This window comes from Bradyrhizobium sp. CSA207, assembly GCF_029051685.1.
Lineage (GTDB): Bacteria > Pseudomonadota > Alphaproteobacteria > Rhizobiales > Xanthobacteraceae > Bradyrhizobium.
On the sequence record NZ_JAACFT010000014.1, the window covers coordinates 107,143 to 119,460 of the forward strand.

The 12,318-nt window shown below is 61.5% G+C and carries 12 protein-coding genes; 11 read left to right on the forward strand and 1 reads right to left on the reverse strand.

The window, feature by feature from the left end; genetic code table 11:
- Positions 1 to 76: 76 nt before the first annotated feature.
- Both GWG65_RS17660 and GWG65_RS17665 read left to right on the forward strand, forming a co-directional pair.
- Positions 77 to 979: an AraC family transcriptional regulator gene (locus GWG65_RS17660; protein WP_275196823.1), complete on the forward strand. Its 903-nt coding sequence runs from the start codon at positions 77 to 79 to the stop codon at positions 977 to 979.
- A gap of 183 nt (positions 980 to 1,162) precedes the next feature.
- Complete coding sequence (locus GWG65_RS17665; protein ID WP_342760652.1) at positions 1,163 to 2,059, forward strand: SDR family NAD(P)-dependent oxidoreductase; 897 nt, start codon at positions 1,163 to 1,165, stop codon at positions 2,057 to 2,059.
- A 202-nt stretch (positions 2,060 to 2,261) separates the two neighbouring features.
- On the opposite strand, the gene GWG65_RS17670 is transcribed toward GWG65_RS17665, so the two are convergent.
- Positions 2,262 to 2,828, reverse strand: coding sequence for an FUSC family protein (locus tag GWG65_RS17670; RefSeq protein ID WP_275196824.1), 567 nt, complete (start codon positions 2,826 to 2,828; stop codon positions 2,262 to 2,264).
- Positions 2,829 to 3,197: 369 nt separating this feature from the next.
- Between GWG65_RS17670 and GWG65_RS17675 the strand changes: the two genes are divergently transcribed.
- From GWG65_RS17675 to GWG65_RS17715, 9 genes are read left to right on the forward strand one after another with little or no spacing between them, the layout of a single operon-like run.
- Positions 3,198 to 3,518 (forward strand): succinate dehydrogenase assembly factor 2, encoded by a 321-nt coding sequence (locus GWG65_RS17675; protein ID WP_275196825.1) that lies wholly within the window; start codon positions 3,198 to 3,200, stop codon positions 3,516 to 3,518.
- A 26-nt stretch (positions 3,519 to 3,544) separates the two neighbouring features.
- Positions 3,545 to 3,925 (forward strand): succinate dehydrogenase, cytochrome b556 subunit, encoded by a 381-nt coding sequence (gene sdhC, locus GWG65_RS17680; RefSeq protein WP_275196826.1) that lies wholly within the window; start codon positions 3,545 to 3,547, stop codon positions 3,923 to 3,925.
- Positions 3,926 to 3,934: 9 nt separating this feature from the next.
- Positions 3,935 to 4,351, forward strand: coding sequence for a succinate dehydrogenase, hydrophobic membrane anchor protein (gene sdhD, locus GWG65_RS17685; RefSeq protein ID WP_275196827.1), 417 nt, complete (start codon positions 3,935 to 3,937; stop codon positions 4,349 to 4,351).
- Positions 4,352 to 4,361: 10 nt separating this feature from the next.
- Positions 4,362 to 6,155, forward strand: a complete 1,794-nt coding sequence (gene sdhA / locus GWG65_RS17690) for a succinate dehydrogenase flavoprotein subunit (protein WP_275196828.1) — start codon at positions 4,362 to 4,364, stop codon at positions 6,153 to 6,155.
- A 54-nt stretch (positions 6,156 to 6,209) separates the two neighbouring features.
- Complete coding sequence (locus tag GWG65_RS17695; RefSeq protein WP_275196829.1) at positions 6,210 to 6,989, forward strand: succinate dehydrogenase iron-sulfur subunit; 780 nt, start codon at positions 6,210 to 6,212, stop codon at positions 6,987 to 6,989.
- 24 nt (positions 6,990 to 7,013) lie between these two features.
- Complete coding sequence (gene fumC / locus GWG65_RS17700; protein ID WP_275196830.1) at positions 7,014 to 8,516, forward strand: class II fumarate hydratase; 1,503 nt, start codon at positions 7,014 to 7,016, stop codon at positions 8,514 to 8,516.
- A gap of 21 nt (positions 8,517 to 8,537) precedes the next feature.
- The gene (locus GWG65_RS17705; RefSeq protein WP_275196903.1) at positions 8,538 to 9,560 is read left to right on the forward strand and encodes a nicotinate-nucleotide--dimethylbenzimidazole phosphoribosyltransferase; all 1,023 of its coding nucleotides are present in this window, start codon (positions 8,538 to 8,540) and stop codon (positions 9,558 to 9,560) included.
- A 14-nt stretch (positions 9,561 to 9,574) separates the two neighbouring features.
- A complete protein-coding gene (locus GWG65_RS17710; protein WP_275196831.1) occupies positions 9,575 to 11,197 on the forward strand; it encodes an NAD-dependent malic enzyme in 1,623 nt (540 codons plus the stop codon).
- A 36-nt stretch (positions 11,198 to 11,233) separates the two neighbouring features.
- Positions 11,234 to 12,031 (forward strand): YoaK family protein, encoded by a 798-nt coding sequence (locus GWG65_RS17715; protein WP_275196832.1) that lies wholly within the window; start codon positions 11,234 to 11,236, stop codon positions 12,029 to 12,031.
- Positions 12,032 to 12,318 lie beyond the last annotated feature (287 nt).

Here is a 12,318-nt window from a genome sequence, read left to right on the forward strand (position 1 = left end):
AAGAGCTTGAGCCAAGACGCTACGTCGCGAGCTTGGCGATCGGATGGAGTGCGGAGAATTTCCGATGGATGGAATGATGACCGAGGCTTATGGACACCGGCTTGGCGAGCGAGCGCGAGTCGAAAACGCGCCTGCGATCGTTTCCCGAGCATTGCGCAACGCTGATATGGCTGTCACCGAGGTTCGATGCGATAATCCACGGCCGGGATTGAGCGGTCCGATTCGACCGGAAGATGCGTTCCTCGTCTCCGTGCAACTCCGCGATTTTCCCCATCGCGAATACTGGTCGGATGGCCGACGAGCGTCAGTGTGCGATCTGCGGGCTGGCGAGACGTCACTCCATGACCTGAGGCGAGATCCTGTCACTCTCCTCGACAAGCCCTATCACTCTCTGGTCGTTTATCTGCCGCGTGCGGTGCTGGACGCGATCGCTGACGAGGCCAACGCACCGCGAATTCGCGATCTGAACTATAAGCCCGGTGTGGGCGTCAACGACGTTATGATGTCCAGCCTCGGGAGCTTGCTGCTGCCCGCCCTCAGACATCCCGACCAGGCCAACCCCTTGTTCGTCGATCACGTTCTGCTGGCGGTTGTGGCGCATGTCGCTCAGACCTATGGAGGCATGCGGCCAATGTCACGGCCGGTCCAGGGTGGGCTTGCGCCATGGCAGGAGCGGCGCGCGAAGGAGCTGATCGACGCCAACCTGGGTGGTGTGCCGGTGGAGGAGTTGGCTCGGGAATGCGGGTTCTCCAAGGCCCATTTTTCGCGCGCGTTTAGCCAATCCGTAGGAATGGCGCCGCACCGATGGCTCATGAAGCGCCGCATTGAGGTGGCAAAGGAAACGCTGCGCGACGGGAAGCTGTCGATATCTGATGTGGCCGCGGCCTGCGGCTTCTGCGACCAAAGCCACCTCACGCGGGCTTTCACAGGGATGGTTGGCGTAAGTCCGCGCGTGTGGCGCCGGGCTCTCGAACAGTAGACCGGCACAATGAACCGGGCGCGGTGGGACGAGCGTGCCAGCTACGACACTCTCATTCAATGGAAAGGTTCCGCGTTACTGTCGCGGTCCAGGATAATCGCCACGCGATGAGGCCCATCGATGAGGCGATCAGAAGGCCCGAGGCCGCCGGACGGGGCGCACGTAAACTGCTACATCGGAACAATGGCACGGTTCACCACCCACTTTGGATTCCAATCGACGGCGGCGGAAGTCATCGCGGGCGTCGATCTGACCGGACGAAAAGCGATCGTCACTGGCGGCGCGGCGGGTGTCGGCGCTGCGACTGTGCGTGCCTTGGCCGGTGCAGGCGCCGCCGTGACGATGGCGGTGCGGCGCGTGGACGTCGCTGAACCGGTCGCCGCCGAACTGCGCCGGTCGACGAGCAACCAGGCCATCGACATAATGCCCCTTGATCTGTCGGATCTCAGGTCCGTCAAGGCTTTCACCGATGCCTGGGAGGGCCCACTCGACATCCTGGTCAACAACGCCGGCATCATGGCGGTGCCGGAGCTCGAAAGGACGCCGCAGGGCTTCGAACTTCAGTTCGGCACCAACTTCCTCGGACACTTCGCGCTCACCATCGGTTTGCACACAGCCCTTGCTGCAGCGAACGGCGCCCGAGTCGTATCGGTAAGCTCTACCGGCCATCTGTTCTCGCCGGTTGTTTTTGATGATCTGAATTTCGACTTCGTCCCCTACACGCCAATCGGCGCCTACGGCCAGTCCAAGACTGCTGCCGCCCTCTTGGCCGTCGGCATCACCCAGCGTTGGGCAGATAACGGCATTCGTTCGAATACGCTCCACCCGGGAGCAATAGCGACGGGGCTGCAGAAGTATACGGGTGGCCGCCTCCCGATCGGCGTAAGACGCTGGAGCAAGGGGCCTCCACGTCGGTGTTGCTGGCAGCATCACCTCTTCTTGAGGGCACCAGCGGTCTCTATTTCGAGGACTGCAACGAGGCTCAGCAGGTCACAAAGCGGCCCAGCGACTTCACGGGTGGGTATGCTGGATATGCGCTCGATCCGGAGAACGCCGAACGGCTGTGGAATTTATCCATGAAGCTGATTTCGTAGAAATAAGCCGGCGTACAAACCGCGGTGGACGTCGCAAGGAACCCGCGAGTGCAAACCCTGTGAGCCTTGTAGGGTCTATGTCGGCTTATGGCCTATCTCGTCAATTAGCTGCGCTGCAGAATTTTGTCGGTATGGGGCATAGCGGACTCGGGCAAGCCGTCCGTCCAGCGAATTTATGGGTTCCCGGCCTAGTCACCCTCGATATGCTCAGTTCGCTGTCGATCGACAGGTTGCGCAGGTTCGTGACGTGATACACGGCCACAATGCAGATCAGGCTCCGAGCCAGCCAATGCGTCTACGACGACCTCGGCGAGCCAATGAACTGTCCACCCGATGATGGCGCCGAGGATGACTTCGCTGCCGCGATGTAGTGCGACCAGGAGCATCGGGACCGACGGTTGCGCAGTCAGCAGAATGATCGGGCAGGTCCACATCGCAACTCGAAGCGTTGGAAGCTCGCGCACGACCAGCGCACAGAGCGCCACTGCAATTGCCATCTGGACGGCAGTGGAGATTGCAGTGCGTGAGCCGATCTCGTTCACTGCGACGGTGATGCCGATCCCAAGCAGTGTGCCGAGAATGCGTCCCGTCAAGGACGAGCGCGTCTCGTGCAATCGTTCTTGCGAAACGATCATTGCCGTCATCGCAGCCCAAAGTCCCTGCAGTCCCAGGAAAAACACCAGCTCGTAGGCGACCGTCGCTGCTCCGGAGCAACGAAGGATAAAGGCAATCGCGCGAGCGGTCTTGCTTGCCACGGACGCCGCCCGATTCGTCAGCGCGGCAGTTGGCGAAGATGTCGACGAGCTCGCTGTGGTCGCGGTGAAGCGATCTTCATGAAAAATCTCCGATCGGCTGCACAGCGGATCTGGCACGCCGCCGTGGTTTGTTCAACGTTGGTCGCCGCCATTTTGAGCATGATCAGTCACGATCAAGCCGTCGCGTCCAAGAACGGACCGTCTGGAAAGAGCATTGTGTGTACGCAGCGACAAGTGCAGCGCTGCGAAACGGGATGAAATGCCGTTGCCGGAGCAGCGTGATGAATATCGAGACGACTGACGAAAATGCGGATCGGCCTGGCGTCTTCATCGCGCACCGGGCCTCCCTGGCACAGGGAAGCACGCAGAATGGATAATCATATTTCCTGTCCATCGGAGAGCGAGCAGCGAGATATTCGCTGCCGGCGGCTTCTCTTTCTGTGCTGGCATCGCGGAACGCAGGAAAGCGACCTCATTCTCGGCCCGTTCGCCGAGGGCTCCCTCAAAACCCTGGACAGCAATCAACTCGGACGGTTCGAAGCACTGCTCGATTGCACGGACCCGGATCTGTTTGACTGGATCTTCGGCGTCAGCGATCCGCCGCCGGAACATGAACACGACGTGATGCGACTACTGCGCAGTTTCTGCACCGAGCGAGATCGTGCATCGCGGCAGATTGGTCGCCACTGAAATCGGAATATCGACTGGAGCACCCCATGGAACGTCCGTTATCGCCCTTCATGTTTCCGACCTGGTATCGCTTCCAGATCACCTCGGCGCTGTCCATCCTTCACCGGCTCACTGGCATTGCGTTGGCAGTAGGTTCAATCCTGCTCGTCTGGTGGCTGATCAGCGTGGCAGCCGGCGGCGAAGTATTTGCAACCACCCACGCGCTTCTCGCTTCTCCGTTCGGCATCGTGCTGTTGTGCGGCTGGTCGATCGCCTTCTTTTATCACTTGTGCAATGGCGTTCGTCATTTGGCTTGGGACGCCGGCTACGGCTTTGAAATCAGGAGCGCTGCTCGCAGCGGCTACGCCGTTCTTGCCGGGACCGTACTGCTGACCGCCATGACCTGGCTCTATGTGTTTCTGGCCTAGGAGACTGCGATGACAAAGGCGACCTCCCTATCGGATACGACTGCACTGCGCGACGAGGTGGTGCCCCGCCAGGTCCGCCAGTTCGGCAGCGCGCGCGATGGACTGCGCGAATGGCGATTGCAGCGCCTGACGGCGATCGCGCTGATCCCGCTGAGCCTCTATTTCGCAGCGTCGATCCTGTCGATCGCGACCTTGGACCGAAAGACGGCAGCCGACTGGCTTTCTTCGCCTGTACCGGCGCTGCTCGTCATCCTCGTCGTTCTTGCGGGGATCATGCATGCGCTGATCGGCGTTCGCTCCGTTGTTCTTGACTACGTGCACACGCGCGCCCGGCTGCTTGCAGCCGAACTTCTCTTTCGTGCCGTTGCCGTGATCCTCGCAGGCGGCGCTGTGCTCGCAGTCCTCAAACTCTTTCTCGGCCGCTAGGGAGACCAGGATGCCCAACGCTTACGAAATAGTTGACCACTCTTTCGATGTGATCGTCCTCGGAGCCGGCGGCGCCGGGCTCCGGGCGACGCTCGGGATGGTCGCGGCCGGCTTGAACACGGCCTGCATCACCAAGGTCTTTCCCACGCGTAGCCACACCGTCGCGGCGCAAGGTGGCATCAGCGCCGCCCTGGGAAACATCGAAAACGACGAATGGCGCTGGCACATGTTCGATACGGTGAGAGGTTCTGACTGGCTCGGCGACCAGGACGCGATCGCATACATGTGTCGCGAGGCGGAGGATGCGGTCATCGAGCTCGAGCATTTGGGCGTGCCGTTCAGCCGAACCGAGGCCGGCAAAATCTACCAGCGGCGCTTCGGCGGACACACGACGGAATATGCCAAGGGTGACATGGCGTATCGGGCCTGCGCCGCGGCCGATCGCACCGGCCACGCGATTTTGCACACGCTTTACCAGCAGTGCCTGAAGCATAAGGCCCGCTTCTTCATCGAGTATTTTGCGCTTGATCTGCTGATGGACGACGACGGAGTCTGTCGCGGCTTGCTCGCCTGGTGCCTTGAGGACGGATCAATTCATCGCTTCCGCGCCAACATGACCGTGATAGCGACGGGCGGTTGCGGCCGCGTCTACCAGTCCTGCACGTCGGCGCACACCTGCACCGGCGACGGAAGCGCGATGGTGCTGCGCGCCGGCCTGCCGCTGCAGGACATGGAATTCATCCAATTCCATCCCACCGGCGTCTACGGTGCCGGCGTTCTGATTACCGAGGGGGCCCGCGGCGAGGGCGGCTATCTGACCAACAGCGAAGGTGAGCGGTTCATGCCAAAATATGCGCCGCGAGAGAAGGACTTGTCATCCCGCGACGTCGTCAGCCGTGCCGAAGCTGTGGAGATCCGGGAGGGGCGCGGGGTCGGCGAGAAAAAGGATCACATTCACCTTCACCTCGAGCATCTGCCTGCCGATGTGCTCGATGCGCGTCTGCCCGGCATTGTCCAGTCAGCGCGTACCTTCGCCGGCGTGGACGCCCACAAAGAGCCAATTCCGGTCATTCCGACCGTACATTATGTCATGGGCGGCATTCCGACGAACATCAAGGCCGAAGTCATTAGTCCGACGAAGAACGACACCGAGACAGTCGTGCCGGGATTGATGGCAATCGGAGAAGCGGCATGTGTTTCGGTGCACGGCGCCAACCGGCTCGGCACCAACAGCTTGCTCGATCTCATCGTCTTCGGCCGGGCGGCGGCGCTACGCGCGGCCGAGTTGATCAAGCCGGGAACCCGCGCGCGCGAGGTCAATGGTCACTCGCAGGAGGCCGCGCTGGCCCGCTTCGACCGGACACGCAATAGCAGGGGCGGCAACAAGCCCGGCGAGATTCGTCCGCTGATGCAGGGGGCGATGCAATCGGGCTTCGGCGTGTTCCGCCGCGGCGATACCTTGCAGGAGGGCATGAAGAGGCTGACGGACCTGCGCGATCCGCTGGAGCGCGTTACGGTGGACGACCCCTCGCTGAAGTGGAACGTCGCGCTGGTCTCGGCGCTCGAGCTCGCCAACCTGGCGGAGCAGGCGGTCGTGATTGCTCATTCCGCCGTTGCCCGAACGGAGTCGCGAGGCGCACATGCGCGAGATGACTTTCAGCAGCGCGATGACAAGAATTGGCTCAAGCACACCGTTGCCTGGAAAGACGCTGACTGGAAGGTCACCTTCGACTATCGCCCGGTGCGTCTGAATACACTTTCCAACGAAGTGGAAAGCTTCCCGCCAGCAGAGCGCACTCACTAACACGTCGGGTACGTCGATAGCGGCAAGGCGGCATCAAATCAGGAGAGCCCGAAAATGTCCGAGTTCACGCTTCCAGCGAATTCCAAAGTCGGCAAAGGCAAGCACTGGCCGACACCGAAAGATGGAGTGCACCTGAAGGGCTTCCGGATCTATCGCTGGGATCCAGACAAGAACGCCAACCCGACGATCGATGAGTTCGAAATCGATCTCGATCATTGCGGACCGATGGTTCTCGATGCACTCGTCAAGATCAATGACCAGATCGATCCGACGCTGTCGTTCCGGCGCTCCTGCCGTGAGGGCGTATGCGGCTCTTGCGCGATGAACATCAACGGACACAACACGTTGGCCTGTCTGACGCCCATCAGCAGCCTGAAGGCGGGTGCGAGCCGAATCACGCCGTTGCCACATCTGCCGGTCTTGAAGGATCTCATTCCTGACCTGACCGGATTGTACGCGCAATACGCGCTGATCGAGCCATGGCTGCAGTCGGATCAGCCGCCGCCGGACCGCGAGCGCCGGCAATCTCCCGAGGATCGCGCGAAGCTCGATGGTCTGTGGGAGTGCATCCTTTGCTTCTGCTGTTCCACATCATGTCCGAGCTACTGGTGGAATCAGGACAAGTATCTTGGTCCTTCCATCCTTCTCCAGTCCTATCGCTGGCTCGCTGACAGTCGCGATCAAAGTACCGGCGAAAGGTTGGATCGCCTCGAGGATCCATTCCGCCTCTATCGCTGCCATACGATCATGAACTGCACGAAGACGTGTCCGAAAGGACTGAATCCCGCGCGCGCGATCGCCAATACCAAACACATGATGTCCGAGCGGGGCTGATGTCACCGAGCAGATGAGAGCACCATGTCAGAATTTCGAACGGAAACCGACGGGTTGGGCAAAGTTGACGTGCCAGCCGACAAACTCTGGGGTGCGCAGACCCAGCGCTCTTTGCAGCATTTCAGCATCGGCCGCGACCTGATCCCCCGCGAAATGATCGTTGCCTATGCGATCATAAAACGCGCCGCCGCCGCCGCAAACCACAGAGGTGGCCGGCTGCCGGATCAGGTCCATGCCCTGATTACACGTGTCTGTGAGGAGATCCTTGCTGGCGGCCACCAGGACATGTTCCCGCTGCATGTGTGGATGACCGGGAGTGGTACCCAGTTCAATATGAACGTCAACGAGGTCGTTTCGAACCGTTGCTGTCAGCTCGCAGGCACACCGCTCGGCAGCAAGCACCCGGTTCATCCCAACGATCACGTCAACATGTCGCAGTCGTCGAACGACTCCTTTCCGTCGGCAATGCACATTGCCGCCGCCGTCAATGTCAAGGAGCGGCTCATTCCCGCCGTCACCGCGCTGCGCGATGCGATCGCGGTCAAGGCGGTCGAATGGGACGACATCGTGAAGATCGGCCGCACCCACATGCAGGATGCGACGCCGCTCACGCTTGGCCAGGAATGGTCGGGTTACGCCGCGATGCTAACGGACGACCTGGAGCGGATCGAATTGGCGTTGCCGGGCATCTACCGGCTTGCGCTGGGCGGTACGGCGGTCGGTACCGGGATCAACGCCGCACCCGGCTTCGCCGAGGCGGTCGCCGCGGAGATCGCCGCGCTGACGAAACTGCCGTTTGTAAGCGCACCGAACAAATTCGCCGTTCAGGGCGCGCATGACGCGCTGGTGCAACTCTCGGGGACGCTGCGCACCTTGGCGGTGTCGCTCTACAAGATCGGCAACGATATCCGGTTGTTGTCATGCGGCCCGCGCGCCGGCTTCGGCGAACTGCTGATTCCGGAGAACGAACCCGGTTCGTCAATCATGCCGGGAAAGGTCAATCCGACGCAAGCAGAAGCACTGACGATGATCGCCGTGCAGGTCATGGCGAACGATATCGCAGTGGGCTTTGGCGGCGCCGGAGGCTATCTCGAGATGAACGTCTACAAGCCCGTGATGATCGCCAATATCGCCCAGTCGATCACACTGCTCAGCGACGGGTGCACGAATTTCCGCCAATTCCTGGTCGAAGGAACGCGGCCGAATCGAAAGAAGATCTCCGAATACGTGCAGCGCTCGCTGATGCTGGTCACGGCGCTGGCTCCGGTCATCGGATATGACAAGGCATCAGCGATCGCTCATTTCGCAGCGGAGCATGATCTGACCTTGAAAGAGGCGGCCCTACAACTCGGCCACGTCGACGAGGCGACCTTCGACCGCGTCGTCGATCCCGCAAAGATGGTCAGACCCTATGTAGCAAATAGTGCCGATCATGGCGTTCAGGCCGCAGGCGCTGACGCGCGCCTCAACAAGGGCACCGCCTTCACGGAAGCAGAGCGAAGTGCTTCCGGTCGTCAACGGACATGACCGATGGCAACTCTTTCGTCAATTGATTCCGGGCTGCCCTTCGGCGATTTTCGCGCGCTTATAGAGCGGTTGCCTCCGCTGGATGAGCGCGCGGCTGCCCGCGTTCGCGACGATTTCGGCTGCATCGAAAAGCCAAAAAATTCGCTTGGTCGGATCGAAAAGGTTGCCGCGTGGCTCGCCGTCTCGACGGGCCGGCCGCCGGCTGTCTTGCGCCCGGTCGTGGCAATCGTCGCCGGCAACCACGGGATCGCGCGCCATGACGTCTCGCCACGCCCCGTTGAGGCCACCCAGCGGTTTGTCGAGCTTGCGGCGGCCGGCGGCGCGGCAGTCAACCAGGTTTGCGCCGCCCACGGCCTCGGGTTGAAGCTCTATGACCTCGCGCTTGACTTGCCGACTGCCGATTTCGCCATTGGCGCCGCGCTGGACGAGAGAGGTTGCGCCGCAACCATGGCATTCGGCACAGAGGCGATCACCGACGGCGTTGATCTCATCGCGCTGGGGAGTATCGGCGTCGGTGCTTCGACCTCCGCCGCGGCGATTTCGGCCGCGCTCTTTGGCGGCAGCGGTGCCGACTGGGTCGGCGCGGGCTCGGGAGCCGATGCTGCGATGATCAGCCGGAAAGCGGCGACTGTCGATCATGCGCTCGCCCAGCACTCCGGTCATCTTGAGGATCCGCTCGAAGTTCTGCGCCGCCTGGGCGGGCGCGAATTCGCGGCAATCGCCGGCACAATCATCGCCGCGCGGACACAGGTTGCCGTCGTCCTTGAGGGCTTTGCGGCGACGGCGGCCGCGGCTGTGCTTCATCGCGCCAATCCGGCGGCTCTCGACCATTGCCTGTTGGCCCATGTCGCAGCGAACGAGCCCGGGCATCGGCAACTCGCGGAGAAGATCGGCCTGACACCGCTCTTCGATCTCGAGATGGGCGAGGCGGAGGGCACAGGCGCCGCACTTGCCGCTGGCACAGTCAAGGCGGCTGCGCTCATCCATTCAGGGATGCTCGCAGCAAACACTGGCGAAATCGCACAAATGGAGCAATCACGATGAACGCACCAACCAAAATGACTGCGAAGCAGCTTGCCGGTTACGACCGGCTACACAACGCACGCCTCAACAAAGGTACCGCATTCACGGAGGCAGAGCGCGGTGCTTTCGGTCTCGAAGGCCTGCTGCCGCCGGCCGTGCTTTCGCTGGAGTTGCAGGTTGCGCGCCGACACGATGAGATCGTCCGTCTTGAAAACGATTTGCTCAAATACCTGGTATTGTCCGATCTGCAGGCACGCAACGAGACCCTCTATTACTCGGTCCTGATGTCGGATCCGGCGACCTACATGCCGATTGTGTACACGCCTACGGTAGGCGAGGCTTGCCAGAAATTCGGCCACATCTTCCGCCAGCCGCGCGGCATTTATCTGCCGATCAGCGCGCGCGGCCGGGTCAAGGAACTCCTGTCCAATTGGCCCGAAAAGGACGTGCGCTTTATCGTCGTGACCGACGGCGAGCGCATCCTCGGGTTAGGGGACCTCGGCGCCGGCGGCATGGGCATCCCGATCGGGAAGCTCGCTCTGTGCACTGCATGTGCCGGCGTGCCGCCGCAGTCCTGCCTGCCGGTCGTTATCGACGTCGGCACGAACAACCAGGCTCTGATCGACGACCCACTCTACCTGGGACTGCGGCAAGGCCGCATCCGCGGCGACGAATATGCAGCATTCATTGATGAGTTCGTTGCGGCGGTGCAGCAGCTCTACCCCAAATGCTGTCTCCAGTGGGAGGACTTTGCGAACATCAATGCCGTGCCGATCCTCGAGCGCTACCGCGACGAGGTTTGTACGTTCAATGACGATATCCAGGGCACCGCGGGAGTGGCGCTGGCCGGTATCCTGGCCTCATTGCGCATCACAAAGAAGATCACTGATCAGCGGTTCCTGTTTCTCGGCGCTGGCTCGGCGGGAACCGGAATTGCAGAACTGATCAGCCAGGCCATGGCTAGAGCCGGCATGGATATACACGAAGCCAGGCATCGCAACGCCCTCTTCGATGTCAAGGGTCTGCTCGTCACCTCTCGCGATGATCTCGCGGACTTTCAGCGCCCGTTCGCGCAGGACCGGCAGCCGATCTCGACGTTCGTCGAGGCGATCAAGGCCCTGAAGCCGACCGGCATCATTGGGGTCAGCGGAATCCCGAAACTGTTCACCCGCGAGGCGGTCGAAGCCATGGCCGAGCTCAATCAGAGACCGATCATCTTTCCATATTCCAACCCGACCTCGCGCTCCGAGTGCTCGGCCGAGGAAGCCTATCGCTGGTCTGGCGGTCGCGCCATTTTTGCCAGCGGCAGCCCGTTTCCCCCGGTCGAGATCGGCGGGCGGAAATTCGTGCCGAACCAGGGCAACAACGTCTACATCTTCCCAGCCATGGCCATGGCGATCTTTGCCACGGAGGCGGAGCGGGTCACCGACGAAATGTTCCTCACCGCCGCGCAGGCCATTGCCGAACAGGTCAGCGAGGACAACCTCGCAGCAGAGCTCATCTATCCGCCGCGCGAACGGATTTTCGCCACCTCACTGCACGTGGCCGAGCGGGTTGCCGCTTGCATTTTCGACCAAGGCTTGGCGCGAGTGCCTCGGCCTGCCGATGTCGGCGCGCTGATCCGATCGTGTGTCTATCGCCCCGTCTACCCGGAGTGAGCACAGTTTGAATCATTGATGAAAAGGTCTTGAACCGTGGAGACGGTCAGCGACCCGCTCGGCACGAAGTTGCTGACCTTTGTGCTGAGCGTCATCGCAGGCAGTGTGGACGTGATTGGGTTCCTCGGGCTGGGAACCCTGTTCATCGCCCACGTTACCGGCAATCTGGTGATCCTTGCGGCAAGATCCGCTGCAGGCGAGCACGCGTCGGCGGCGCATTTGCTGTCCGTGCCCGTGTTTATCATCGCGCTCGTTGCAGCGCGACTTCTGGCGGCCGGACTCGATCGGTCCAGGATTGTCTCTCTGAGGCCACTGCTGTTCCTGCAGTTTTTTCTCCTTTCCGGTCTTCTCACGATCTGTGTCGGGGTTGGCTGCCTCACTGATCCGGATGCGGCGATCATGATAGTTGCTGCCATGCTCGGCGTTTCCGCGATGGCCGTACAAAACGCGCTTGTGCAACTCTCTCTCAAGGATGCGCCGTCTACTGCGGTCATGACGACCAACTTGACCCGGCTGGTACTGGATCTTGGTGAGGTGTGGCTCGGAACGAACCCCGATAGCCGCGCCAAGGCCGTGACGCGAGCACGGCGCACCGGAGTAGCAATTGCGGGCTTTCTTGCCGGGGCGGGCCTTGGCGCCTGGTGCCAGGCGCACGTCGGACTGTGGTCGCTTGTATTGCCCACCGGTCTTGCGCTGGCGGCGCTCTTCATCGCCTGTTGGTCACGCTGGTTCGTGCAGGCTGCGGATCAGGCTCAATCACCGCTGCGAGGCGAAGCCGATAGACCTTGCGTGGCGGTGCCCTGTTCAAGAGCGCGCTCGGATAAGCGGGTCTGATCCGTAAAGGAGGCCAGTTGCTAGTCAAGCATGCCTTCACGGCGCAGTGTGTTTTCGAGAGTCTTGGTGGCTTGGTCGATCAGACGGGGGTTGCTATCGGCGCACTTAACGGCGGTCTCCGCGGTGACCCATAGCCGAGTGCGGTCGCCGTGCATGTCTATAAACGCTGCCGCGTCGCAAAGGTCGACGATAATGGCGGGCCGTGCGCAAACGTGAGCGACCAACTGCCGCGTGAACCTCAGATTGTTCTTTACCTGGTACATGCCTGTCACAGAGCTGGAACTGGC

Excerpts from the sequence above, each read along its gene's own strand:
- sdhA (WP_275196828.1), top strand. The coding sequence starts at position 4,362 with ATGCCCAACGCTTACGAAATAGTTGACCACTCTTTCGATGTGATCGTC.
- GWG65_RS17675 (WP_275196825.1), top strand. The coding sequence starts at position 3,198 with ATGGATAATCATATTTCCTGTCCATCGGAGAGCGAGCAGCGAGATATT.
- sdhD (WP_275196827.1), top strand. The coding sequence starts at position 3,935 with ATGACAAAGGCGACCTCCCTATCGGATACGACTGCACTGCGCGACGAG.
- GWG65_RS17710 (WP_275196831.1), top strand. The coding sequence starts at position 9,575 with ATGACTGCGAAGCAGCTTGCCGGTTACGACCGGCTACACAACGCACGC.
- GWG65_RS17665 (WP_342760652.1), top strand. The coding sequence starts at position 1,163 with ATGGCACGGTTCACCACCCACTTTGGATTCCAATCGACGGCGGCGGAA.
- sdhC (WP_275196826.1), top strand. The coding sequence starts at position 3,545 with ATGGAACGTCCGTTATCGCCCTTCATGTTTCCGACCTGGTATCGCTTC.
- GWG65_RS17660 (WP_275196823.1), top strand. The coding sequence starts at position 77 with ATGACCGAGGCTTATGGACACCGGCTTGGCGAGCGAGCGCGAGTCGAA.
- fumC (WP_275196830.1), top strand. The coding sequence starts at position 7,014 with ATGTCAGAATTTCGAACGGAAACCGACGGGTTGGGCAAAGTTGACGTG.
- GWG65_RS17695 (WP_275196829.1), top strand. The coding sequence starts at position 6,210 with ATGTCCGAGTTCACGCTTCCAGCGAATTCCAAAGTCGGCAAAGGCAAG.